The 24824-nt window shown below is 58.8% G+C and carries 23 protein-coding genes, 1 other RNA gene and 1 riboswitch; of the genes, 15 read left to right on the top strand and 9 right to left on the bottom strand.

Going from position 1 to position 24824, the window contains the following annotated elements; genetic code table 11:
* Nucleotides 1-44: 44 nt before the first annotated feature.
* A complete protein-coding gene (locus ABJI08_RS00895; protein ID WP_348399940.1) occupies nt 45-500 on the top strand; it encodes a nucleoside deaminase in 456 nt (151 codons plus the stop codon).
* Nucleotides 501-622: 122 nt separating this feature from the next.
* On the opposite strand, the gene ABJI08_RS00890 is transcribed toward ABJI08_RS00895, so the two are convergent.
* The 6 genes from ABJI08_RS00890 to ABJI08_RS00865 are packed head-to-tail and all read right to left on the bottom strand — an operon-like array spanning nt 623 to nt 6379.
* Nucleotides 623-1798 carry a M24 family metallopeptidase gene (locus tag ABJI08_RS00890; protein ID WP_348399939.1) on the bottom strand — a complete coding sequence of 392 codons (1176 nt, stop codon included), beginning with the start codon at nt 1796-1798 and terminating at the stop codon, nt 623-625.
* A gap of 11 nt (nt 1799-1809) precedes the next feature.
* A complete protein-coding gene (locus ABJI08_RS00885; protein WP_348399938.1) occupies nt 1810-2772 on the bottom strand; it encodes a nuclear transport factor 2 family protein in 963 nt (320 codons plus the stop codon).
* Entirely contained in the window at nt 2769-3743 is a 975-nt protein-coding gene (locus ABJI08_RS00880; RefSeq protein WP_348399937.1) for an adenylate/guanylate cyclase domain-containing protein, read from the bottom strand. Before ABJI08_RS00880 ends, ABJI08_RS00885 begins: the two co-directional genes overlap by 4 nt.
* Complete coding sequence (locus ABJI08_RS00875) at nt 3740-4714, bottom strand: nuclear transport factor 2 family protein (protein ID WP_348399936.1); 975 nt, start codon at nt 4712-4714, stop codon at nt 3740-3742. Before ABJI08_RS00875 ends, ABJI08_RS00880 begins: the two co-directional genes overlap by 4 nt.
* Nucleotides 4711-5682 (bottom strand): adenylate/guanylate cyclase domain-containing protein, encoded by a 972-nt coding sequence (locus ABJI08_RS00870; protein WP_348399935.1) that lies wholly within the window; start codon nt 5680-5682, stop codon nt 4711-4713. The genes ABJI08_RS00875 and ABJI08_RS00870 overlap by 4 nt, the downstream gene beginning before the upstream one ends.
* 4 nt (nt 5683-5686) lie before the next feature.
* A complete protein-coding gene (locus ABJI08_RS00865; protein WP_348399934.1) occupies nt 5687-6379 on the bottom strand; it encodes a metal-dependent hydrolase in 693 nt (230 codons plus the stop codon).
* 549 nt (nt 6380-6928) lie between these two features.
* Between ABJI08_RS00865 and gatC the strand changes: the two genes are divergently transcribed.
* The 9 genes from gatC to ABJI08_RS00820 all read left to right on the top strand — a co-directional run bounded on the left by gatC (nt 6929) and on the right by ABJI08_RS00820 (nt 14385).
* Complete coding sequence (gatC, locus tag ABJI08_RS00860) at nt 6929-7216, top strand: Asp-tRNA(Asn)/Glu-tRNA(Gln) amidotransferase subunit GatC (RefSeq protein ID WP_093091182.1); 288 nt, start codon at nt 6929-6931, stop codon at nt 7214-7216.
* Nucleotides 7216-8703 carry an Asp-tRNA(Asn)/Glu-tRNA(Gln) amidotransferase subunit GatA gene (gene gatA / locus ABJI08_RS00855; RefSeq protein ID WP_348399933.1) on the top strand — a complete coding sequence of 496 codons (1488 nt, stop codon included), beginning with the start codon at nt 7216-7218 and terminating at the stop codon, nt 8701-8703. Before gatC ends, gatA begins: the two co-directional genes overlap by 1 nt.
* 33 nt (nt 8704-8736) lie before the next feature.
* On the top strand, nt 8737-9588 hold the full coding sequence (locus tag ABJI08_RS00850) for a hypothetical protein (RefSeq protein ID WP_348399932.1): 852 nt from the start codon (nt 8737-8739) through the stop codon (nt 9586-9588).
* 3 nt (nt 9589-9591) lie between these two features.
* Nucleotides 9592-10269 (top strand): N-acetylmuramoyl-L-alanine amidase, encoded by a 678-nt coding sequence (locus ABJI08_RS00845; RefSeq protein WP_348399931.1) that lies wholly within the window; start codon nt 9592-9594, stop codon nt 10267-10269.
* Nucleotides 10270-10358: 89 nt separating this feature from the next.
* Nucleotides 10359-10751: RNase P RNA component class A (rnpB, locus tag ABJI08_RS00840), an RNA gene on the top strand.
* A gap of 46 nt (nt 10752-10797) precedes the next feature.
* Nucleotides 10798-11520 (top strand): lysoplasmalogenase, encoded by a 723-nt coding sequence (locus ABJI08_RS00835; protein WP_348399930.1) that lies wholly within the window; start codon nt 10798-10800, stop codon nt 11518-11520.
* Nucleotides 11521-11558: 38 nt separating this feature from the next.
* Nucleotides 11559-12839, top strand: a complete 1281-nt coding sequence (ftsY, locus tag ABJI08_RS00830; RefSeq protein ID WP_348399929.1) for a signal recognition particle-docking protein FtsY — start codon at nt 11559-11561, stop codon at nt 12837-12839.
* Nucleotides 12840-12873: 34 nt separating this feature from the next.
* Nucleotides 12874-13776 carry a DMT family transporter gene (locus ABJI08_RS00825; protein ID WP_348399928.1) on the top strand — a complete coding sequence of 301 codons (903 nt, stop codon included), beginning with the start codon at nt 12874-12876 and terminating at the stop codon, nt 13774-13776.
* Between the two features lie 12 nt (nt 13777-13788).
* Nucleotides 13789-14385, top strand: coding sequence for an inner membrane-spanning protein YciB (locus tag ABJI08_RS00820; RefSeq protein WP_348399927.1), 597 nt, complete (start codon nt 13789-13791; stop codon nt 14383-14385).
* Between the two features lie 112 nt (nt 14386-14497).
* Here the strand turns inward: ABJI08_RS00820 and ABJI08_RS00815 are convergent, their stop codons facing one another.
* Nucleotides 14498-15394: an alpha/beta fold hydrolase gene (locus ABJI08_RS00815; RefSeq protein ID WP_348399926.1), complete on the bottom strand. Its 897-nt coding sequence runs from the start codon at nt 15392-15394 to the stop codon at nt 14498-14500.
* Nucleotides 15395-15504: 110 nt separating this feature from the next.
* Nucleotides 15505-15582: riboswitch (SAM riboswitch) on the top strand.
* 62 nt (nt 15583-15644) lie between these two features.
* On the opposite strand from ABJI08_RS00815, the gene metZ reads away from it, so the two are divergent.
* From metZ to ABJI08_RS00795, 4 genes are all read left to right on the top strand, one after another.
* Nucleotides 15645-16832: an O-succinylhomoserine sulfhydrylase gene (gene metZ / locus ABJI08_RS00810; RefSeq protein ID WP_348399925.1), complete on the top strand. Its 1188-nt coding sequence runs from the start codon at nt 15645-15647 to the stop codon at nt 16830-16832.
* A gap of 180 nt (nt 16833-17012) precedes the next feature.
* Complete coding sequence (gene folE2, locus ABJI08_RS00805; protein WP_348399924.1) at nt 17013-18113, top strand: GTP cyclohydrolase FolE2; 1101 nt, start codon at nt 17013-17015, stop codon at nt 18111-18113.
* 82 nt (nt 18114-18195) lie between these two features.
* Nucleotides 18196-19644, top strand: coding sequence for a TrkH family potassium uptake protein (locus ABJI08_RS00800; RefSeq protein WP_348399923.1), 1449 nt, complete (start codon nt 18196-18198; stop codon nt 19642-19644).
* Nucleotides 19644-21293 carry a thiamine pyrophosphate-binding protein gene (locus ABJI08_RS00795; RefSeq protein ID WP_348399922.1) on the top strand — a complete coding sequence of 550 codons (1650 nt, stop codon included), beginning with the start codon at nt 19644-19646 and terminating at the stop codon, nt 21291-21293. Before ABJI08_RS00800 ends, ABJI08_RS00795 begins: the two co-directional genes overlap by 1 nt.
* A gap of 57 nt (nt 21294-21350) precedes the next feature.
* Here the strand turns inward: ABJI08_RS00795 and ABJI08_RS00790 are convergent, their stop codons facing one another.
* Nucleotides 21351-23096: a serine protease gene (locus tag ABJI08_RS00790; RefSeq protein ID WP_348399921.1), complete on the bottom strand. Its 1746-nt coding sequence runs from the start codon at nt 23094-23096 to the stop codon at nt 21351-21353.
* A 152-nt stretch (nt 23097-23248) separates the two neighbouring features.
* On the opposite strand from ABJI08_RS00790, the gene ABJI08_RS00785 reads away from it, so the two are divergent.
* Complete coding sequence (locus ABJI08_RS00785; protein WP_348399920.1) at nt 23249-24178, top strand: glycine--tRNA ligase subunit alpha; 930 nt, start codon at nt 23249-23251, stop codon at nt 24176-24178.
* Between the two features lie 8 nt (nt 24179-24186).
* On the opposite strand, the gene ABJI08_RS00780 is transcribed toward ABJI08_RS00785, so the two are convergent.
* The gene (locus ABJI08_RS00780; protein WP_348399919.1) at nt 24187-24819 is read right to left on the bottom strand and encodes a MarC family protein; all 633 of its coding nucleotides are present in this window, start codon (nt 24817-24819) and stop codon (nt 24187-24189) included.
* Nucleotides 24820-24824: the final 5 nt, after the last annotated feature.

Genomic DNA, 24824 nt, shown 5'->3' with positions numbered 1-24824 from the left:
TTGGGGGATTGCGAAAGGGGCCAAGGCGGGGCATGTGATGAGGTATGACGTTCACAAGCCACATGGATCAGGCGCTGGTTGAGGCGCGCGCAGCCGCGACGCGAGGCGAAGTGCCCGTGGGCGCGGTGGTTGTGTCCCCCGGGGGCGTGGTTGTGGCGGCGGCTGGCAACCGCACGCGGGAATGGTGTGATCCGACGGCGCATGCCGAGATCGTGGCGCTGCGCGAGGCCTGCAGGATTGTGGGCAGCGAGCGATTGGTGGGGCATGATCTGTATGTGACGCTGGAACCGTGCCCGATGTGCGCTAGCGCCATCAGTCAGGCGCGCATTGCGCGGGTGTATTATGGCGCGTCTGATCCCAAGTCAGGCGGCGTGGCGCAGGGGCCGCGTGTGTTCTCTCACGCTCAGAGCCATCATGTGCCCGAGGTTTACGACGGGATTGGTGCTGATGCGGCTGAGGACTTGTTGAAGGCGTTTTTTGCGGCACGGCGTGAGGCTTGATCCAGCGGGATGCGGCGCGTTGCGCCGCATGCAGTATTAGCCCTTCGGGCGACTGGCGCTTTTGGCGGGGGTTCCGTTCAAATGTTGCGCGTGATCTGGGTTTCGAGCAGGCTGAATTTCCGTCAGGGCGGAACCACATGGATGTCGCGGGGGATGTCGGCAAGTGGTTCACCGCCACTGGGCGTGATCACAAAGCTTTCGGTGATGGCCACGCCCCAATCCGCTGTCCAGAGGCCGGGCATCAGGTGAAAGGTCATGTTTTCCTCAAGCACTGTCGTGTCACCCGGGCGCAGGCTCATGGTGCGTTCGCCCCAATCGGGCGGATAGCTGAGACCGATGGGATAGCCGGTGCGGTTGCCTTTGATGTAGCCTGCTTTGGCAAAGCTGTCATAGACGCAGGCGGCGACCTGTTCGCAGGTGGCACCGGGTTTGGCGGCGGCTAAGGTGTCGTGGATCGCAATTAGGATCGCCTCTTCGGCGCGACGGATATCGGCAGGTGGGTCGCCCAGATACAGCGTGCGGCTGATTGGACAGTGATAGCGATGATAGCATCCCGAGATTTCGAAATATGTGGCCTCGCCCGCAGTCAGTGGGCGGTCGTTCCATGTGATGTGGGACGCAGAGGCTTCGCGTCCTGAGGGCGCGATGGGTGCAATCGCCGCGTAATCACCTGCCAGACCGGGAAGACCAGCCACACCGGCGGCCTGCACTTCGGCCACCAGTTCGTGTTTGGGGCGGCCGGCGCGGAACCCCTGGCGCAAAGTGGTGTGCATATGGGCCGAGAGTTGACCCGCCTTGCGCATCATGGCGAGTTCGGTGTCGCTTTTGACGGCGCGCTGCCAGTTGACCACGCCCGTGGCGTCGTGGATCTGATCCTGACCAAAGGCGGTCAGCAGCACCTGATGCGCGGCGGCGGAATAGTAGTAATTGTCCATCTCGACACCGATAGCGCGGGTCAGATCCCGGTCGCGCAGATGGGTGACAAGCGTGTCATAGGGGTGGTGATCGGGATGTTGGACATGTTCTTCGGGCCAGTCGAGCAGGTGATCCGCGTCAAGCCATGTGGTTTGCGCCGCGCCGGGGCGGTCTTGCGTGCGCCCCCACCAGATCGGCGACCCGGTGGCGGGCAGGATCACCGCCTGAGGCACATAAAAGCTCCAACCGTCATACCCTGTGAGCCAGGCCATATTGGACGGGTCTGCCACAATCAGAGTGTCGATGCCCCGCGCCGCCATGGCGCTGCGGGTTTTGGCGATGCGGGCGGTGTATTCGTCAGAGGTAAAGTCGCTGGCGGGCATGGACACTCCTGTCAGGTTGCAATGAGCTGATAGGTCAGATGATCACCGTCCAACCCTTTGAGCGGGGTGGATAGGGGGGTGGAAAAGGCGTGGCCGGGGCCATCACCCGCGATCAGGCGGGTGGCGTCGGACACGCGGATTTCTCCGGGCGTGGTGGCGGCGGCGACACGGGCGGCTTTGTTCACCACGGTGCCAAAGAAATCGTCATGTGACCGGATCACCTCGCCGGTGTGAATGCCGATACGCACGGCAATGGTAGGTTGTTCCGGGGTGGTCTGGATGCGGCTTTGCAGATCGAGCGCCGCCAACAAGGCGTTGCGGGCAGAGGGAAAGGCCGACATGGTGCCATCACCCAACGATTTGACCAGCTCACCGCCGTGGGCGTGAATGCAGCTGGTCACGATTTGCATATGCCGGTCCAGCACGCCGATCCAGACGCGATCCCCCACCAGCGCGGCCAGTTGGGTTGAATCCGCAATGTCGGTGAACATGATCGAGGCGAGCCCTTCGGTGCCAAAATCGTGGTCCTCGGCCTGCGCAGCATCCAGCAGGTCGCGGAAGGCGGTGTGTTCGATGCCCAGCTTTTCCATATTCGACGCGGCTTCGGACAGGTGATGATGCACGAGCTTCCAGCCGCCATGTTCCATGACAAAAAGGTAGGTTGCGCGGTGCATGCCGGTGGCGCCGGTCGCATGAAAGGTGAACCGGCTTTGGTAATGGCCCCAGCCTGTATCGCCGTTTTCGTAAGCCGTAATGGAGATGTCGTCTTCGGAAAAATCGGGCACTTCGCCCAGATGTGCCGAAATGCCATCCCGCACAACCTGACCATGCCATGTTTCGTCTTCGGCGGTGCCGATATAGGTCAGGCTGTCGTCCTGAGACAGATAATGTGGCAGGTCCTGAACGTTATGGGTGCGGATGGCAGAGGTGAAACGGCGGATAATAGCCTCGATTTCAGGGGATTTTCGGATCATGCGCGCCACGCCAGTTCGTGTGTTAAATGGTCGCCGTCAAACCCTTTGAGATGGGTGGCCTGAGCATCAGAAAAACGAAAGTCAGGGTGATTTCCAACCATGGCGCGGGTTTCGCCGGACAGACGGATTGTGTCGGGGCGGGCGGCGGCAGTAACGCGGGCGGCCTTGTTCACCACATTGCCGAAAAAGTCGTCATCCGATTGAACCACGTCGCCGGTGTGCAGGCCTATGCGCAGGGCCAGCGTGGGTTCGCTGGTTTGGTTTTGCATATGACGCTGGATGTCTATGGCCGCTGAAAGCGCCTGTTTAGCAGAGGAAAAGCTGGACATGGTGCCATCGCCCAGCGATTTGACGAACTGGCCCTGGTGCGCTTCGATGATCTGGCGCAGGTCGACGAAATGCGTGGCAACAAGCGCCGACCAGCGCCGATCCCCCACGGCCCCGGCCAGAGTCGCGCTGTCGACGATGTCGGTGAACATGACCGAGGCCAGACCTTCGCGCTGACCCAAGGCAAAACCCTGTTGCGCGGCGTCGCTGAGGGCCTGAATGGCGGAATGTTCGTTGCCGATGATGATCTGATTGGCAACCGGGGTCGACGCGTGGCGCTGAACAATCTTCCAACTGCCGTCTTCCAGCGCAAAGACCAGCGTGGTGCGAAAGGTGACAGGATCGTCGGGGCGGGTTTCAAACCAGAACTTATGCAAAAAGCAGCACCAGCCGACGGGGCCGTTTTCAAAGGCTTCCCCAAGAATTTCTTCGGTTTTGAAGATTGTCGGGACTTCGTGAAAATGGTCTCCGATGGCCTGACGTACAGCCGGGCCAAACCAGCGTTCGTTCTCCGCGGTGCCGATAAACCGCAGATACGCGCTGGTGGACAGGAAATTCTGCAACTCGCTGTCCTTGCGCGTGACGGTGACTGCCTGGAACCAGCGGCGCGACACAGCCATAAGCTCGGGGGATGGTTCGATCATGTCTGCCACTCCAATCGGTGAATGTGGTGCTCGCCTTCAAATCCTTTGAGCGGCGTAGAAATAGCCTTTGAGAAGGAAAACCCCTGTGCGTCGTCCACCATCGCGCGGGTGGCGTCGGACAGGCAGATTTCACCCGGACCAGCGACTGCGGTGATGCGGGCGGCCTTGTTGACGACCGAACCAAAGAAATCCTCGTTCGCCTGCACAACGTCACCGATATGGATGCCGATGCGCAAGGCGATGGCGGGTCCATCAGACAGTTGGGTGGCCTTTGCAATCATCTGTGCCGCTTTGAGCGCAGGGATGGGCGAGGCAAAGCTGGACATGGTGCCGTCCCCCAGCGACTTGACGAACTGTCCGCCCGCGTCTTCGATGACATCGCGAATGGTGTCAAAGTGGCGTGTCACTTCGGACGACCACAGACGATTTCCCAGTGTCAAGGCGAGGCGCGAGGAGTTCACGATATCGGTGAACATCACAGAGGCAAAACCTTCGCGCTGATCCAGAGAAAAGCCCTGTTTCGCGGCTGCAACCAGATCCGAAATGGCGGTTTGTTCGGTGCCGGTGAACTCGATGTTCGGGATCGGGACCGAACCATGGCGATGCACGATCTTCCAGACCCCATCTTCAAGCGCGAGAATGAGCGTGCTGCGGACCGGAAAGGCACGGTCAGGTTGAGTTTCGAAAATCAGTTCATGCGAGAAACATACCCAACCTGTGCTCCCGTTTTCATAAGCTTCGGCAAATGTCTCTTCATGTTTGAGCAAAGGCGGTATGGCTCCGAAAAAACCGCCGATGCCATTGCGCACCGCATTGCCTGTCCAGATTTCGTCATCACCCGTGCCTACAAAAAGCAGGTGTTCTCCGGTGGTCAACATATTGCGAAGCTCGGTTGGCCGCCGGTTCGGAATTGCCTCGATCCAGCGGCGCGCCACTGCCAGCAACTCGGGCGAGGGTTTGACCGCACTCATGGCTGCCATTCCAGCCGGTAGATGACGTGTTCGCCCTCCAGCCCTTTGAGCGTTGTGGTTGCCGGTTTGCCAAAGTCGAATGCGGACGCGCCCCCGACCATAACGCGGGTGGCGTCGGAGACGCGGATGTCATCCGGAGCGGTCATGGCGGCGACCCGGGCGGCTTTGTTGACCACTGTGCCAAGGTAATCGCCATCGGTTTCAACCACGTCGCCGGTATGTACGCCAACCCGCAGACGCAGGCGCGGCTCGGCGTCCAGAGCCGCATTTTCCCGTTGGATATTCGTTGCCGCTGTCAGGGCCGCGCTGGCGGTGGGAAAGGACGACATGGTGCCGTCACCAAGTGTTTTTACAAGCGTGCCACCCGCGCCTTCGATCAGGGCGCCAACCGCCTTGAGATGTGCATTCACAATCCGGCTCCACACCGCATCACCGCAGGTTTCGGCCAATGCAGTGCTGTCAGCAATATCGGTGAACATGACCGACGCAATCCCGGTTTGCCCAAGGTCGGTCAGCGTGTTCTCGGCGGCGTCCAGCAGGTCTTCGAAACCGCGGGATTCATACCCCAGCGCCTCCATGTTCGAGACCGGGTTTGAGTTGTGCACATGCACAATGCGCCAAACGCCCCTTTCCAGATGCAGGACAAATGTTGAGCGGAAGGTGATTTCTTTGCCGTTGTCCAGTGCGATGCGTTCGCCAAACCATTCGACCCAGCCCAGGTTTCCGCATTCAAAGCCGCGAAAATCATCCCGGTCCCAGGAGAAATTCGGGATGTCGTCAATATAGCTCATCATCCCGCGTCGCAGTGTATTGCCGCGCCAGATTTCCCCGTGCGAAGAGCCGATATAGCCCAGGGCCGGATCATCCGAAAAGACGTTGACCACCGCGTCCTTGTCGCCCGCCGCATAAGAGCGCAGCCACCGGCGCACAATCGCGCCCAGTTCCGGCGAGGGCGTGATGTCGCTCATGTGTTCACACCGAAATTGCCTTAAGGACCTGCGGTTCAATCACATCAACGCCGGGCAGGCCATCAATCAGGTCCTGTGCGGATTGTTCAAGGATTGGAAAGGTTGTGTAATGGCAGGGGATCACGGTTTTGAAGTTGAAATAGCGTTTGGCCGCATAAGCCGCGCCTTTCATGTCCATGGTGAAATGCCCGCCCGCAGACAGAATGCCGATATCGGGTTTATAGTAATCCCCCATCCAGCCCATATCGGCCATAATGTCAGTGTCGCCTGAAATATAGACGGTCTTGCCTTCGGCGCGCAGCATGTACCCAACTTCAGACCCGGCCGCTTTGGGCCCCTGATCGCTGCCAAAGGTGGAACTGTGCGACGCCGGAACCATCGAAAGTGTGACGCCGCCCAGATCGACAGTGCCACCTTTGTTAAAGCCGACGGTTTCAATGGTCTCGTGTTCGCTCCAATACCCCATCAGATCGTATTGGCCGACAACCGGGATGTTCAGTTTGCGTGCCAGAGGCAGCATGTCGGCAACATGGTCGAAATGCGCATGGGTCAGGATCAGATGCGTGGCGCCAGCGACGGCGGCGTCGTGTTGATCCTCGGGCAGGGTGGGGTTGCCGGTGAGCCAGGGATCAATCAATAGCACGTGGTTTCCGGTTTCGATGCGAAATGAGCCGTGGCCAAGCCAGATGATGTTCATGTGAATGCTCCGTTGAATGGGCCCGGTCTGTGCCCGGATGATAATGGGAACAGACTAGCACGGGCGACGCATGAGGGAAGACATTGATGGTCCTGGTTTGTGTCGCGGGTGGGAATGGCTCGTGCCAGCGGCCCGGGCGGATTGCTCCGAATGTGAGTCTGGCACTGGCTACGCGTTGCCTTGATGAGAGAATCACAAAGACAGACACAGGCCGGATTGCCTGCAAACACATTGCATTCGCGCCACGTTTGCGCAGTGCTGGATCAGCGCCCTGTATTGCCCGCAATCGTTGGTTCCGTGGGAAGCCGCAGGCGCCTCCGGCGGGAGTATTTTGGGCAAAATGAAGATGTGGGCCCTGCTTTTTCATTTTGCTATAAACACTCAATCAGGCTCAGCTTGCTGAGCCGGGCCCAACTGGCCGAAGGGCATCTTTGATGCACAATGGCCGGGCGGGAGCGTTGCGGGGTGTGAAAGCAACCCAACCGCTTGCACCAACCCCGACAGAGCGGTAAAGGCTGTCAGCACGTTTCAACCGGAGAGATCCCGCATATGTCGATCGACAAGGACACCGCCGCGCGCGTCGCCAAGTTGGCGCGCATCAAGGTCGAAGAAGATGCCCTGCCTGCCCTGGCGCAGGAGTTCAATACTATTCTGGGCTTTATCGAACAGCTCAATGAAGTGGATGTTGAGGGCGTCGAGCCGATGACGTCGGTCACTCCAATGCGCCTGAAGCGGCGCGAAGATGTCGTTACCGATGGCAATCAGCAGGACAAGATTCTGTCAAATGCGCCAGACGCGCGTGAAGGGTTTTTTGCGGTTCCAAAGGTGGTTGAGTAATGAGCGATCTGAACAAGCTGGGGCTGGCTGAAGCCCGTGACAAACTGCGTGCCGGAGATGTCACTTCTGTAGAATTGACCCAAGCCTGTCTGGGCGCGATTGAAAGCGCAGGTGCACTGAATGCTTTTGTGCACAACACACCTGAACTGGCGATCGAGCAGGCCAAAGCCGCGGATCTGCGAATTCAGTCGGGCGATGCGCCGGACATGTGTGGTCTGCCTTTGGGTATCAAAGACCTGTTCTGCACCAAAGGCGTGCCAAGTCAGGCGGCCAGCGGCATCCTGAACGGATTTGTGCCCGAGTATGAATCGACCGTAACCCAGAACCTGTTTGATGCAGGTTCGGTGATGTTGGGCAAACTGAACATGGACGAATTCGCCATGGGCTCGTCCAATGAAACTTCGGTGTACGGCAACGCCATAAACCCGTGGCGGCGCGGCAACGAAGACACGGCACTGACCCCGGGCGGCAGTTCGGGCGGTTCGGCTGCAGCCGTATCTGCAGACCTGTGCCTGGCGGCCACTGGTACGGATACCGGCGGCTCGATCCGCCAGCCTGCGGCTTTTGTTGGCATTACCGGCATCAAGCCGACCTATGGACGTTGCTCGCGCTGGGGCGTTGTGGCTTTTGCCAGTTCGCTGGATCAGGCCGGTCCGATGACCAAAAATGTGCGCGACGCGGCCATCATGCTGGAAACCATGTGCAGTCATGATCCCAAGGATTCCACCAGCGTCGATCTGCCCGTGCCAAATTTTGAGGCCATGCTGACCGACGACATTCGTGGTAAAAAAATCGGTATTCCCAAAGAATACCACATGGACGGCATGCCTGCCGAGATTGACGCATTGTGGGCCGAAGGCCGCGAAATGCTCAAGGCCGCCGGAGCCGAGCTTGTTGACATCAGCCTGCCGCACACGAAATACGCCTTGCCCGCCTATTACGTGATTGCCCCGGCCGAAGCGTCGTCAAACCTCGCGCGCTATGATGGTGTGCGCTATGGCCAGCGCGCGACGCTGGCACAGGGTGACGGCATCACCGAGATGTATGAAAAAACCCGCGCCCAGGGGTTCGGTCACGAGGTGCAGCGCCGGGTCATGATCGGCACATATGTGCTCTCTGCGGGCTTTTACGACGCCTATTACAACCGCGCCCGCAAAGTGCGCGCTCTGATCAAGAAAGACTTCGAAGACGTGTTTGCCGCCGGGATCGACGCGATCCTGACACCGGCCACGCCCTCGGCAGCGTTTGGACTGGGCGAAATGAGCGATGCTGACCCGGTCAAGATGTACCTGAACGATGTCTTTACTGTCACGGTGAACCTTGCCGGATTGCCCGGTATCGCAGTGCCAACAGGTGTGGATTCACAAGGTTTGCCCCTGTCGCTTCAACTGATTGGCCGGCCATGGGAAGAAGGGGATTTGCTGAACACCGCCTATGCGTTGGAGCAATCTGCCGGATTTGTGGCCAAGCCGGGGAAATGGTGGTAAAACCGCTGTCAGGCAAGAAGAGCAAGGCAGAAAATGAAGCGGTTACTCCTGACAGGATGTGCGCTGGCAACGCTAATGGCGTGCCAGCCTAAAATACCCGATAGCGCGGCAGGCGTTGGTTTTGACAATCCGATCAATTCGCCGCAGGCACGTGCTCAGCGTGATGCGCAACTGACCGGACAGGCGATCCCACCCACGCAAAGCGTTTCGCAGGAAACCATCCCCGAAGCGCCGCGGGTGGCAACCGCGCAGTCCCAGGCACCGCTTTCGGCGACGGTTGTTGCCCCGCCACCTCAGACGCAAACCACTCAGTTGCGTCCGGCTCCTACGGCAACCGCGGCTGCCACGACAACGACGCGCAGTTCGACATCGCAGGATGCCGCTGACATTGCGCGCGAAACCGAAGCCGCGCTTGCAGCCGCCAGCACAAATTCAGGCCAGCGCCCGGTGGATGCCAGCCCGTCCAACCCGGCGCCTACGGTGATTTCAAACCCGGGCATCTCGGATGAAAACGATTTTTCTGCCGTGGGGCAGCGTCGCTCGATCGAGGCAGATGCCGCACAACGTGAGCGTAATAAGGCCAGCTATACGGTGATTCAGCCCACAGATGTGCCCAAAAGATCGGGAAGCAGCGGGCCGAACATTGTGGCCTATGCCTTGTCGACAACCAATCCCAAAGGCACACGGGCCTATCAGCGGATTGGGTTCAGCAAGGCGTCGCGCTATGACAAAAATTGTGCCAAATATTCTCATGCGGATCAGGCACAATCCGCGTTCCTGTCTCGCGGCGGACCCAAAGTAGACCGGCTGGGGTTGGACCCGGATGGTGATGGTTATGCCTGCGACTGGGATCCGTCCCCCTACCGCAAGGTCAGTGGAAACTGAGACTTGGGCGACGCGCCTTTGATCCTGCAAACCCCGTCTGACAATTTCGGGCCGCGCCGCGATGGTCTGCGGCCCGAACTCATCGTGCTGCATTACACCGCGATGACCAGCGCCGAGGCTGCGTTGGAGCGTTTGTGTGATCCGGAAGCAGAAGTGTCGGCGCATTACCTGATTTGCGCGCGCGGGCGGGTTTTTCAGATGGTCGACGAAGGCATGCGTGCCTGGCACGCCGGGGCCGGGACGTGGCAGGGCAAAGACGATATCAACTCGCGCTCTGTCGGGATCGAGCTGGACAATCGCGGCGATCACCCTTTCTCAGAACCCCAGATGGCGGCGCTCGAAACGCTGTTGCCCGCCATTATGGTCCGCTGGAACATCCCGCCTGCGGGCATTATCGGTCATTCTGACATGGCCCCGGGTCGCAAGATCGATCCCGGCCCCCGGTTTGACTGGCGCCGTTTGGCGCGTCAGGGGCTGGCGGTCTGGCCGCATGATCATCCGGCAGATGGCGCGGCATCGGACACCTGGCGGGACCTCGCCAGCAGGTTTGGCTATCCGATGGACGAGCCCGAAGGCAGCCTGAACGCCTTTCGCGCCCGGTTTCGCCCATGGGCGACAGGTCCGTTGGACGCCGAGGACCTGCGAATAATGACCAAGCTTACCAACGTGCGCTCTGCCTGATCTTCATTTTGCCAAAAATACTCAAATCCAACCTTTCCCCGCATCGCAGCAATTGACGCATTGGGCGCAACCCCCTATGCCAGCCCTGCGCAGAGGGCCGGATGGCCGCGGGGCTTTCGGGCTCCGAGGAAAGTCCGGACTCCACAAGGCAACGGTGCCGGGTAACGCCCGGCCGGGGCAACCCGAGGGAAAGCGCCACAGAAATGAAACTACCTTTGGGCATCGCTTGCGGTGCGCTTGGGAAAAGGTGAAACGGTGGGGTAAGAGCCCACCGCGCGTCTGGCAACAGAGGCGGCACGGCAAGCCCCACCGGGAGCAATGCCAAATAGGGATCGCGCGTGAGCAATCACAGGGGTGTCTTGCCCCGGGCAGATCCGGGTTGGCAGCTAGAGGGCGTCCGGTAACGGGCGCTTTAGATGAATGGCCATCGGTTGCGGGGCGACCCGCAGCAACAGAATCCGGCTTACAGGCCCTCTGCGCATATCATTTCTGTTTCCGCCACGGCGGGGCAGACATTCCGGTCAGAATATGTCTAACCTTGGCGAAAATGACCGGGGAGCCCGCATGACATTTGTCGAAGAAATCGCCCTGCGCCAGTCGATCCGGCTGGCTTTGCTGACTGTCGGACTGGTGGCGGCGGCGCTTTACGCCTTGTTCCTATGCCATCGCGGCCCGGGGTGGGGCAAAACCATCGTCAAGGCGATCCCGATGCCTGCCTTTGGCGTGGCCGTTGCCGTCAGCTTTGGGTCCCCGGTGATCGTCGGAGCGCTGGCATTGTCCGCCCTTGGCGACATTGCCCTGTCACGCCCCTCGCGCCGCGCGTTTATGGTGGGGCTGGTCGGTTTTGCCCTGGCGCATGTGGCCTATATCTACCATTTCTGGACGTTGTCAGGTGGTGCGGTGACAGACGCGTGGCTGGCCGTGGGGGCGTTGCTGATTTTTGCAGCTTCAACCGAGGTTTGGCTTGCGCCCTTTACCGGTGATCTGAAAGGTCCGGCGCGGATATACGTGGTGCTGATCACCCTGATGGGGCTGACGGCGTTGGGATTGCCCAACGCGCCGCTGGCGGTGATCGGGGCATTTGCGTTTCTGGCCTCGGATACACTGCTGGCGCTCCAGCTTTTTCGCATGCCTGAGACGTCGCGCTGGCATCGTCTGACGTCTGTGCTTTTGTGGGTGCTTTATGTTGGCGGGCAGTTTGCGATACTGGCTGGTGTCGGTTGGGCAACGCCGCTCTTTCAAATCTGGTAAAATCGCACTAGGTGGAGGGGAGTATTTCCGGAGGCCCCATGGCGTTTTTCTCAAAACTCAAGGACAGGTTGTTCAAGTCGTCTTCCAAGTTGGAGGAAGGGCTGGACGCGATTGTAGAAGATGGCGGCGAAGAAGTCGCGGCAGAAGCGCCGGTTACACCTCAGCCGACACCCGCTCCTGCGCCAGAACCAACGCCAGAACCGACAGTTGCGCCGGTCAGCGTTCCTGAACCTGAACCGGCCCCCGAGCCTGTGCGTGAACCAACTCCAGAGCCCGTTCACGACCCTGAGCCTCTAGTGAAGGACATTGTCACGACTCCGCCGGTTGAGCCAGCGCCCATTGCCCCGGTTCCTGAGCCTTCACCTCCTGTGACGCCAACACCGCAACCCAAGCCCGTCGTGGTAGAGCCGGAACCGGAACCTGTGGCAAAACGCGGGTTTCTGGCTCGTTTGACGGGCCGTGCGGCGGCCCCAACCGAGGTCAAACGCGTGTTGGATGACGACATGCTGGAAAGCCTTGAAGAGTTGTTGATCACGTCTGATATGGGCGTGGACACGGCGCTGCGTGTCACCGCGAACATCGCCGAGGGGCGGTTTGGCAAACGCCTGTCGACACGTGAGATCAAAGAATTGCTGGCCGGCGAAGTGGCGCGTGTGATGGAACCTGTGGCCCGGCCATTGCCGCTTTATGCGTCCAAACCGCAGGTGGTGCTGGTGGTTGGCGTCAATGGCTCTGGCAAGACCACGACCATTGGCAAACTGGCCAGCCAGTTTCGCGGCGCAGGCAAAAAGGTGGTGATTGCGGCGGGCGATACGTTCCGTGCCGCGGCTGTGGAACAGTTGCAGGTCTGGGGCGAGCGTGCCGGTGTGCCGGTGCTAACAGCGCCCGAAGGATCCGATCCGGCCAGCTTGGCGTTTGACGCCATGACCAAGGCCGAAGCTGATGGGGCGGACCTGTTGATGATCGATACGGCGGGGCGTTTGCAGAACCGTCAGGACCTGATGGAAGAACTGGCCAAGATCGTACGCGTGATCCGCAAGAAAGACCCGGATGCGCCGCATAACACTTTGTTGGTTCTGGATGCGACCACAGGTCAGAACGCGCTGAACCAGGTCGACACGTTCCAGAAGCTGGCGGATGTGACCGGGTTGGTGATGACCAAGCTGGATGGCACTGCCAAGGGCGGTGTGCTGGTGGCGCTTGCGGACAAGTTTGGCCTGCCGATCCACGCCATTGGTGTGGGCGAGCAGATCGATGATCTGGCGCCGTTTGATCCCGAAGAATTCGCCGCAGCGCTGACCGGACTGGAAAACCGCTGAGCCGGCATTTGCCCATACCGAAAAGGCGCGTGGCGTGAGCGACTGGCTGATTTCTCTGGAAGGCACCGCAACCGGGCATCAGCTGGCGCTGTACCTTGCCTTGCTGGCGGCGTTTCTGCATGCGGTGTTTGGCGCATTGCAAAAGGGTCGGCATGATCCGTGGCTGTCACGGGGGGCGATCGATTTCTCCTATGCGGCGATGGCCGCGCCGTTTGCGTTTTTCGTCGTTCCATGGCCCGAGCCTCACTTGTGGGCCATTCTGGCGGGCGCGTTCTTTATCCATGTCGGCTATAAGGTGATGCAAAGCTGGGCCTATACCAAAGGCGCGTTTACCGTGGTTTACCCGGTGGTGCGTGGCACAGGGCCGTTTTTCACCGTCATCGGTGCCTATCTGATCTTTGGCGAGACGTTTAACGCTGTGCAATGGCTGGGTGTTCTGGTGCTGATGAGCGGCATTCTGGGGCTGGCGGTCTATAACATGGTGTTTATGACCTCGGGTCGCGAAACGCTGGGCATTGCCATGTTGCTAGCGGTGATCACCGGATTGTTTGTTGCGGTTTACACCACATATGACGCCTATGGCATTCGTGCGACGGCGGATCCGTTCACCTTTCTGGCGTGGTTCTTTTTCATCGACGGCCTGTTCTTTCCGGTGCTGGCGTTTCTGCGCTGGCGGTCTATGGCGCACCGACCGGCGCCCGGCCCGCTGATGTTGCGCGGGTTTATCGGCGGGCTGGTGGCATTTGCCAGCTTTGGCTCGGTTATGTTGGCCACGCGCTTGGACAAAGTGGGCGAGGCGGCCGTGCTGCGCGAAACTTCGACGGTTTTTGCAGCTGTGATCGGCTGGATTTTCCTGAAAGAGACTGTCGGCCCGCGCAGGGTCGCATTGATGGCATTGATTGCAGCCGGGGCTGTGATAGTGGAAATGGGAGGCTAAAGAGGACACCGGATGGCTGAGAAAAAGATCAACCCGATGCTGAAGACCGGGCTGGAGATGGGCCCGATTGTTGTATTCTTTGCGGCCTATCTGTGGTTGCGGGAAAAGACGTTTGTCATCGGCGGCACGGAATACGAAGGCTTCATCGTTGTGACGGCCATGTTCGTGCCGCTGATGATTTTGTCCAGCCTTGCGCTGTGGAAGCTGACCGGCAAGCTGTCCAAGATGCAGATCGCGACGCTGGTGCTGGTGGTGATATTTGGCGGATTGTCAGTGTGGCTGAATGATGATCGGTTTTTCAAGATGAAGCCGACGATGATTTATCTTTTGTTCGGGGGCATGCTGGGGATCGGGCTGCTTCGGGGGCAAAGCTATCTGAAATACGTGATGGAAGAGATGCTGCCCCTGAAACAGGAAGGCTGGATGATCCTGACGCGCCGGCTGATGATGTTTTTCTTCGGGCTTGCGGTGCTGAACGAAGCGATCTGGCGCACGCAAACCACGGACACGTGGGTCTATTTCAAAACATTTGGGCTGACGGCGGCGATATTTGTGTTCTTCATGACGCAAGGCAAGCTGTTTCAGACCTATGCGGATGAAAGCAAATAACGTTGCCAACTGCGCCCAGGCTCAGCGCAGCTGAGCCATGCCCAACGCTTTGAGGTGCAGCTTTGCTGCGCTGATAAGGGGCGGGAGCCCACCGGGCGATCTGGCGTTGCGCTCACTGGCTTGTCCGCAGGGTCAGGCGTAAACGGCGATACTGCTTTGGGGCCGCGTGTGTATCTTGCGCAATCAGCAGATTTTGCAGATAGGCCAGCGGATAGCGGTTCGGATGATGAAACAGCGCGCGGTAGAATGGAAACACCCCCGGGCGCAGATATGTTGACCAGTGACAGTGCCTGCGAAGCGGCGGTGCTATGTCAAATCCGGTCGCGGTAAGCTGCGCCAGTGTGTGCGCGTCGTCCAGCCGCAGTGTCAGGGCGTTGGGCGCGCTCAGCCCTTCGCCGAGCAGTTTATCGCGACGGCGTAAAGCATGGGTATATAACCGATCAAAAACAGCGTTTTCGCGGCTGGTTATGTTAAACAGTTCCGAATGCCTGCCCGCCTGCGTTTTCAGCGCTTCCTGCGTTTCGCCCTGAAAAGCCGCCGCATTCAACAGCAATACCCGGCCTATGTCGCCGCCGCTTAGCCGCGCCATGGCGCCAAGTGCCACCGGTGCCCCCATAGAGTGCGCGATCAGATGCACCGGGCGTCCCGGGGACAGTTGCCGGAGCGTGGTGATCAATGACGCCAGCGCCCGGGACGCATCCCGGGCAGAGTTGAGCGCGTCGCGCAGGCTGCCGCGCGCGTTCCAGCCAAATGCAACCCCAAGACCACGCCGTGTAACGCCAAGCCGTTTGGGCCAGCTTGGCACCCCGGGGCGTTCGACATCAGGTGCCCCAAGGATATGTGTGTGCGGGCAATGATCCGGGTCTTCGGGGAGAAACCGATAGCCGTGGATCATGATCAATATCGGACCCCGGGACCGGGATGCGCGCTTAAGAACTGGCAAAAGCGGGCGTTTGATCCCGTGCAGCTCAGGTCGTGGACCCGTTGCATTGATTCTGATCAGGGCCATTTGGGAATGTCCACGACATCTGGAGCGCGTATATGAAATGTTGCTGCAAATGGTGTGAAAATGCGGTTTGCCCACCGTGACGGTGTTGACGCGCAACACCCCTCGGGGTAATCCAACCGCGTGGCGATTTGTTACCGGATTGCGGGCCACGTTAAATATGCCGCTAAAGAGGTCAGGAAGAAGGAGCCCCCTTTCGCTTGGCCGAGACGGGGCTTTTTTAATGGGCGGAGCTGCGCCCTGGGAGACGACTATGAGTGATTGGAATAACCGCACCAAGCTGGTTCATGGCGGCACGCGCCGCAGCCAGTATAACGAGGTAAGCGAAGCGATCTTTCTGACGCAGGGCTTTGTTTATGAAAGCGCGGAACAGGCCGAGGCCCGTTTTATCGAATGCGGCCCGGACGAATTCATTTATGCGCGCTATGGCAACCCGACCGTTGCGATGTTCGAAGAGCGTATCGCGCTGCTGGAAGGCGCCGAAGACGCATTTGCCACCGCCAGCGGCATGGCTGCGGTCAACGGTGCCCTAGCCTCAATGCTCAAGGCTGGCGATCATGTGGTGTCGGCCAAGGCGTTGTTTGGCTCGTGTCTTTATATTCTGGAAGACATCCTGACCCGCTTCGGTGTGGAAGTGACCTTTGTCGAAGGGACAGATCTTGATGCTTGGCGCGCGGCGGTGCGGTCTGACACCAAGGCTGTGTTCTTTGAATCCATGTCAAACCCGACGCTTGAGGTCATCGATGTGGCGGGTGTGTCGGAAATTGCGCATGCGGTTGGCGCTAAGGTCGTGGTCGACAACGTGTTTTCGACGCCGGTTTTCTCTAACGCAATCGCACAGGGCGCTGATGTCGTGATCTATTCCGCGACCAAGCATATTGATGGACAGGGGCGCACGCTGGGTGGGGTCATTCTTGGCACCAAAGAATTTATTCGCAAGACCGTCGAACCTTACATGAAGCACACCGGCGGCAGTTTGTCTCCATTTAATGCCTGGGTGATGCTTAAGGGTTTGGAAACCATCGATCTGCGGGTGCGGGCCCAAGCGGCCAGCGCGCAGGCGATTGCCGAGGCATTGCAAGGCCACGAAGCTTTGTTGCGGGTGATCTATCCGGGATTGAAGGACCATGCACAGCACGGTTTGATTCAGTCTCAGTTGGGCGGCAAGGGTGGCACTGTTCTTTCGCTGGATCTGAAAGGTGGTCAGGAGGCTGCGTTCAAGTTCCTCAACGCGATGCAGATCGGGGTGATTTCCAACAACCTTGGCGATGCTAAGTCGATTGCGACCCATCCTGCAACCACCACACATCAACGGCTTTCGGATGATCAGAAGGTCGAGCTTGGTATCGCGCCGGGATTGGTGCGGTTCTCGGTTGGGCTTGAGGATGCTGACGATCTGATTGGGGATCTGCTGCAAGCCATTGCCGCGTCTCAGGCCTGACCCAACCTAGCCTAAACCTCACGTGGTTTTGATCGCGCACCCGTCAGACATTGTGGAATAAAGTGTTCCACGACTGATCTGGCGGGTCGCTTTTTGCGTAATTGTCTTCGAGATTGGTAAATTGGCCGGGCATCTCTTAGGTTAGTCTGGCGAAAACACGCATCACGAGGCAGGACGCCGATGAATATTCAGACGCCCAAAGGGTCAGACAGTCTTTCACGCGAAGACGCTGAAGAGGCGTTGGCGCGGCTCCGGGAATGGGCTGGTCAGGCCTCGGTCACAGAGATTGCCGAGCTGGACCCGGCAATTGCGCGGCTTTTGCCGGAGCAACCTTTGGCGAACTATCCCGACCTTGCGCGTGATTATCCCGATGATTTTGAAGTAGATGCTGCCTACCGGGCCAGTTTGCCGGATTTGCAGAACGGGCCCAGCAGTCTGATCAAAGGCGAAAAGCAGCAGATTCAACACGTGGGCATTTCAAATTTCCGCCTGCCGATCCGGTTTCATTCCCGTGACAACGGGGATGTATCGTTGGAAACCAGCATTACCGGCACGGTCAGCCTTGAGGCCGACAAAAAGGGCATCAACATGTCCCGGATCATGCGGTCGTTTTACAAACACGCCGAAAAGACGTTCAGCTTTGAAGTGATGGAGGCGGCGCTGGCCGACTACATCACCGATTTGGAAAGCTTTGATGCACGGTTGCAGATGCGGTTCAGCTATCCGATGAAAATCGAATCCCTGCGCTCAGGGCTGCAGGGATATCAGTATTACGACATTGCGCTGGAAAAAGTGCAGATGAACGGTGAACTGCACAAGATCATGCATCTGGACTATGTCTATTCGTCGACCTGTCCATGTTCGCTGGAGCTGAGCGAACATGCGCGCAAGTCGCGCGGACAATTGGCAACCCCGCATTCCCAACGCTCGGTGGCGCGGATTTCAGTGGAAGTTCGGGACGGGGAATGTCTTTGGTTCGAAGACCTGATTGATCTGGCCCGTGCGGCGGTGCCGACGGAAACGCAGGTGATGGTCAAACGAGAAGACGAACAGGCGTTTGCGGAATTGAACGCCGCCAATCCGATTTTCGTGGAAGACGCGGCGCGGTTGTTCTGTGAGCAATTGAAAAGCGACCCCCGGATTGGTGATTTTCGGGTGATTGCCAGCCATCAGGAAAGCCTGCACAGCCATGATGCGGTATCAGTGCTGACGGATGGTCCGTTTTTTGCGGCGCAAAGCCTTGATCCAAAGCTGTTTACAACGCTGTTTCACGTCGGTTGACGAAGCCACAAAATGACGATGCGGGCCGGGTAAGCCGGGAACCTGCTTGACAGCGGCACCGGCGCACGCCAACGCTTCGCCCATGTTTGACCTGCGTCCTGTCGGATATGTGATTGGCCTTTTGGTGGCTATGCTTGGTGCGACCATGCTGTTGCCGATGATGCTGGACCTGATAGACGGGACCGGGCATTGGTCCGCGTTTTTTGTGAGCGCGGTGATCACGGTCTTGTCTGGCGGGCTGGTATCCCTGTCCTGTCACAATGGACGCGGTCAGGGGCTGAGCCTGCAACAGACGTTTTTGCTGACAACCGGAGTTTGGCTGGCGTTGCCGTTTTTTGCGGCGATGCCGTTTATGATGGGCGTTACCGAGGCGCGCTTTGTCGATGCGTTCTTTGAGGCGATGTCCGGGCTGACAACCACCGGGTCAACGGTGCTTTCGGGACTGGATGTGATGCCGCGCGGCATGTTGTTGTGGCGCGGATTGCTGCAATGGCTGGGGGGTATCGGGATCATTGTTGTGGCGATGGTTTTCCTGCCGGAACTGCGTGTTGGGGGCATGCAGATCTTTAAGTCCGAAGGTTTTGACACGATGGGCAAAATCCTGCCGCGTGCGACCGAGATCAGTTCGCGGATCTCTGTGATCTATGTGGCGCTGACAATGGCCTGCGCGCTGTCTTATGTGATTGCCGGACTGACACCCTTTGATGCGCTGGTGCATTCCATGACAACCGTCGCAACTGGTGGATTTGCCAATTACGATGCCTCTTTTGGCGCCTTTCCACCGGGCAGCGAGTATGTTGCGGTTCTGTTCATGATACTGGCGGCGCTGCCATTTGTGCGCTTTGTGCAGCTGACGGCGGGCACGGCTAAGCCGCTGCTGAAAGACAGCCAAATCCGCGTGTTCCTTATGACGGCGCTGGTCATTGTGGCGATGCTGGCCGGATGGCAGTTTCTGGCAAATGGTGTGCGTTCTGAAGAGGGTATGCGCAAGGTTGTGTTTAACTCGGTCTCGATCCTGACCGGCACTGGGTATGCCAGCGCTGACTATATGCTTTGGGGTGGTTTTCCGGTGGCCGTTTTGTTTTTCACCGGATTGATCGGCGGTTGCGCGGGATCGACGGCTTGTTCGATCAAGGTGTTTCGCTATCAGCTTTTGTTTGCGTCTATCAAAGCGCAATTGCACAAAATTCAGCATCCCAGCGGCGTCTTCGCAGCCAGATATCAGGGGCGCAAGATTGACGACGATGTGCTGAGTTCGGTCATGTCTTTCTTTGTGTTTTTCACGGTGACACTTGGGGCGCTGGCGGTGTTGCTGGGCATGACGGGCTTGGACTTTGTCACAGCACTTTCAGGTGCAGCAGCGGCGATTGCAAATATCGGGCCGGGATTGGGCGACACGATTGGCCCGTCGGGGAATTTCGCCAGCCTGAATGACGCCGCCAAATGGTTGTTGACGATTGGCATGCTGATTGGCCGGCTGGAATTGTTGGCGGTCTATGTGTTGTTTACGGTTCAGTTCTGGAGAGCGTAATGGCGGGCATTGAAGATGTGTCGCGGACGGTGGGTGCGCAGATTTCCCTTATGCTCAAGGCGCGCGGCGTGGATGTCATTTTTGGCATTCCCGGCGTGCACAATGTTGAGATGTATCGCGGTCTTGAAGAGGCCGGTATCACGCATGTTCTGGCGCGCCACGAACAGGGGGTCGGGTTCATGGCGGATGGCTATGCCCGGGCCAGTGGAAAACCGGGGGTGGCTTATGTGATCACCGGACCGGGGCTGTGCAATATCATGACGCCAATGGGGCAGGCCTATTCGGATTCGGTGCCGGTGCTGGTGATCTCGTCCTGTCTGGATGACACCGTGTCCAAACGTGGCCAGCTGCATCAGATGCGCGATCAGCGCGGGGCGGCCGCGACAGTGTGTGACTGGTCAGAAGAAGCACGCAGCCCTGAGGCTGTCTTTGACCTGATTGACCGGGCGTTAGTGGAATTTGACGTCAGGCGCGCCCGCCCGAAACATATTCAGGTGCCAATTTCCCTGCTGGGCGAAAAAACAGAGGTCGCGCCGGAGGCAATACCCGGGTTTGATGGGCGCAGCGGTGGTATTCTGCGCGCTGGATGTCAGCAAGCTATGGCCGAGGATATTCTGGCAGCCCGCAAGCCTTTGTTCATTTTCGGCGGTGGTCTTGCGACGCAGAAAAAACCGGCATCAGGCGAACCCAAGAATGAGGTCTGTGTACGCGACGTGTTGCGGCGCAGTGGGGCGGCGGCATTTACAACATATGCCGGGGGCGGGCTGTTGGCGGTTGATGATCCGTTCAGTTTTGGCTGCTATCTGGGGCGCCCCGAAAGTGAGCGCATCATTGCTGAAAGCGACCTTGTGATCGCGATTGGTACAGAGCTGAGCGAATGTGACTTGTGGCGCGACGCGTTAGGACACTCAGGAACGCTGGTGCGGGTGGATATTGATCCAGAAATGTTGGCAGACCGGCACCGCGCGGATGTTTGCATTCATGCGGATGGGCTGGATTTCGTGCAAGAGCTTCTTGAGCATCTCCCACAGGACGCGCCGCCAAAATGGGAGACTGCAATCATTCGTGCCCAAAAGGCAGGGTTTCGCGCCGAAGTGGATGCCGCTCGGCCCGGGATTGTCCCGATATGTGACGCGTTGAAAGGTGTGATGCCCGACGATGCAATGGTCTTTTCCGATATGACCCAGTTTGCCTATGTGGCCAAAGAGGTTTGGGATATGCAGCAGTCCGGGCATTGGCATCATCCTTCGGGATTTGGCACTTTGGGCTATGCCTTGCCTGCCGCCATTGGCGGTGCCATGGCACGGCGGGATGCGCCCACTGTGTGTATCGCCGGAGATTACGGGTTTCAGTATTCTGTGCAGGAGCTGGGCGTGGCGGTGGAAATGAAGCTGGCGATCCCGATATTGCTTTGGGATAACGGCAAGCTGAAAGAAATCGAAGACAGTATGGTCGCCAGCCAGATCGCGCCCAATGCCGTCGAAGCGTTGAACCCTGACTTTTGCAAGCTGGCCGAGGCTTATGGGTGTTTGTCAGAGCAACCCGCCACGGTGGGCGCGTTAAAAGAAGTGCTCTTGGCGGCGTTTGAGGCAGATCGGCCAACGGTCATTCGCCTGACGCCGGACATGGCTGTTTACAGAACGAAATGAAAAGAGGCGCCGGAATACCGGCGCCTCTTTTCCGTTATTCGATTCAGATAGCGGCGCTTAGTCCCAGCAGCTGACCAGCACGGTCATGCCGCTGGCATGCCGGGTCAGGTCTTCGGGGGCCATTGCGGCGTCGCCATTGGACGTGGCTGCGCGAATGCCTTCCTGTTCCAGCAAAGCGCGGATGGCATCGGCGTTGACCGCGAAATTCACGCGTTCAGGCAGTTGTTGTGTATTTCCTGTGGCGCGGGGAAGGAGCATGCCGAACACAGAGCCACCGGCGTCAAAGACGGGACCACCTGCATCACCGGGCTGCGGGGCCAGCTCGAGCCGCGCCAGTTCCTGTTCGCCGCCCAGACCGCGCACATCCTCGAGCTGGCCGAAGGTCATGGTGGGCGCGCCAAGCGTGCCTTCGTACGAATAACCCGATACGGCAATGTCCGAATTCAGACGCGGCGCACCAAGGCGCAGCGTGGCAACGCTCATGGGGGCGAGCGCTGTGCCGGGCTCCAGAATGGCAATGCCCAGGGCTGCGTCAATTGTGTTGACGGTCATTTCGTACTCGTCTTCCAAAGTGACCTTGGTGCAGTTATTAACCGCCTCAGCGGTTGTCACGACACGTCCTTTTGTGTCGATAAAGAACCCGGATCGAGACAGGCGTGGTTTGCGAATTTGAAGGCCCGCGATCAGGTCGATGTTCTGGGACGGGTTGCTGCCGGCTGCCGGGTCAAGCACGCCATCGATGCGCTTCAGGCTGTTTTGCATTTCCGTCAGAACCCGGGTGCGGCGTTCTTCGTCACCTGCAGGCCAGACCAGCGTGAAGCCTTTGATCTTGCCATCTTTCAGCACGGCCTCGGTATGTGACACGATCTGGGCGTTTTCGCCGGTCAACAGAAAGCCACGATCCTTGCGGTCGCGATGGCCTTCGAGCGGTACAATTTCGAGCGTCTGCATAATGTCATACAGGCCAAAAAGCGTGGATTGATTGCCTTCCTGACTGATCAGCAGAACCGTGGCAGGCACGCTGCCGGTCGCGTCATAATTGACGAACGGGTATTCGGTCACTGATTTGGCGACCACACCCATGGGCACGAGCATCTCGATCCCGGCGTCATAGTCGGTGACCAGTTGCAGGTTCATGCCCTTGAGGACAGCGTTATACTGATCCTGAAGAACTTGACGCTGGCGTGTGGTCATAACGCCGGTTTCTTCGAAGTTATTGGCATTTTGCCATGCTGCCATGGACGCGCGTGTGCCCCGACCAAACGCGCCATCAATGGCAGCGCCGTAAAAGCCGGCCCATTTCAGCCAGCTTTGCAGCTCTTTGCGCTCATCTCGTGTCAGGCGGGCTTCGCTGGCGCGGGCCTCGCGCACTGTCTCGTCAGACGGCTCAAGCGGTGTCGGGGCGACGCCCTCAGCCGGTGCTGTCACCTGGGCCGTGCTGGTGGTGGGCTGCGCCGTTAGCAAATTGGCGCCCACCGGCCAGAACTGGCTGCGATAGCTGTTTGAGGCGGTGATATAGGAATCGATCGGGATCAAGCCTTCGGACCGATAGACCCGCAAAACGGACTCAGCATCGGCCTGAAGATATGGCCCAAGCGCAACAGCGTACCAGCCGCCGCCCAGTGAAAATCCGTTCACATCCTGCATACGGTCGGCATATGCCCGGATACGTCTTTCGGCCACGGTCAGGCTGGGTTGGGCTTCGAGCTGGACCCAAACGACGTCGTCGTTCCCGGACTGTGAAATAGCTGCGGTGGTGCAGAGAAAAGTAGTGATAATCAGCGACAAAATTACACGCAACATATTCGAGCAAGCCCTTGAATTTCGATTAGGTGTCTATGTCGGACCTGTTTAGCAGGTTCAGCGCGTCTTGCACCCCTATTTTGCGGTATCGTGCAATTGACCCCGCCCCTGCATGCGCATAAGCAAGAGCCGCGTTTCCAAGGGGCAGGACCATGGCACAAAGCGACAGCAAACCACGCAGTTTTCAGGAGATCATCCTGCGGCTTCAGACGTACTGGGCCGCCAAAGGCTGTGCGATACTGCAACCATATGACATGGAGGTTGGGGCAGGTACGTTTCACCCGGCCACAACATTGCGCTCTTTGGGCAGCAAAAGCTGGGCTGCGGCCTATGTGCAGCCGTCGCGTCGCCCGACAGACGGGCGTTATGGTGAAAACCCGAACCGGTTGCAGCACTATTATCAATATCAGGTTGTGATCAAACCCAGCCCGCCCGATTTGCAAGAGCTGTATCTGGGCAGTCTGGAAGCCATCGGTATTGATATGGCGTTGCATGACATCCGGTTTGTCGAAGATGACTGGGAAAGCCCCACTCTGGGCGCCTGGGGGCTTGGCTGGGAAGTGTGGTGTGACGGTATGGAAGTCAGCCAGTTCACATATTTCCAACAGGTCGGCGGGCATGATTGCCACCCGGTCTCGGGCGAGCTGACCTATGGGTTGGAGCGCTTGGCGATGTATGTGCTGGGCGTGGATCACGTGATGGACATGCCGTTCAACGATCCCGACGGACCCATTGCGCTGAGCTATGGTGACGTGTTCCGCCAGACCGAGCAGGAATACAGCCGTTGGAATTTTGACGTGGCCAATACGGACGTGTTGCTTAAGCAATTCGAAGAGGCCGAGGCCGAATGCGAGGCCATTCTGGCGCAGGAGCATGACGATCCAAAGACCGGCAAGCGCATCATCATGGTGCACCCGGCCTATGACCAGTGCATCAAGGCCAGCCACCTGTTCAATTTGCTGGACGCGCGCGGCGTGATTTCGGTGACCGAGCGGCAGGCCTATATCGGGCGCGTGCGCGCTTTGGCCAAGAAATGCGCCGATGCCTTTGTGCTGACCGACGCCGGAGGATTTGCCGCGTGATCTTTTGTTCAGGCGAGCCCGGGCAACAACACCTTGGCACCAGCCACGATCATGCCGATGGCAATCGCCAGCAAAATCATGCCCATCAGACGGGACATGATGGTGCGCGCCGTGCGCGAAAGGTGCTGGCCGATGTCGCCTGCAAAATACAGCACCACTGCGAGAATGCCGATGACAAGCCCGACGCAGATTGCATAAGCCACCCAGTTCGCCACGTTTTTGGCCTGTCCGGCGAACAGGATCAGCGTTGTGATCGTTCCCGGACCCACCAGCATGGGGAAGGTCATCGGGTAGAACGCGATGCTGTCGCGCGTCGCGTTGTCGGCCTGTTCGGCCTGCGACCCGTGATGTGCGGGGCTTTCGTTGCCGTTGAGCATGTGAAACCCGATCTGCATCAGCACCAGACCGCCCGCCACGCGAAACGCGTCGATGGAAATGTCGAAAAAGCTGAGGATGGCAGAGCCGCCCACCGCGACAACGCCGCATGTAATGGCCGTGTAGAACACAACCTGAATGGCCGCGCGTCGCTGATCGCTGCGCTGCATGCCTTCGGTCAGGCCAAGGAATATGGGCAGATTCACAAACGGGTTCATGACCGCAAACAGCGCGCCGAACATAGAAATTACAAAACCGTCTGTCATCGGAT

This window comes from Shimia sp., assembly GCF_039969785.1.
Classification (GTDB): domain Bacteria; phylum Pseudomonadota; class Alphaproteobacteria; order Rhodobacterales; family Rhodobacteraceae; genus Shimia.
This window is presented reverse-complemented; position numbering and strand designations above follow the sequence as displayed.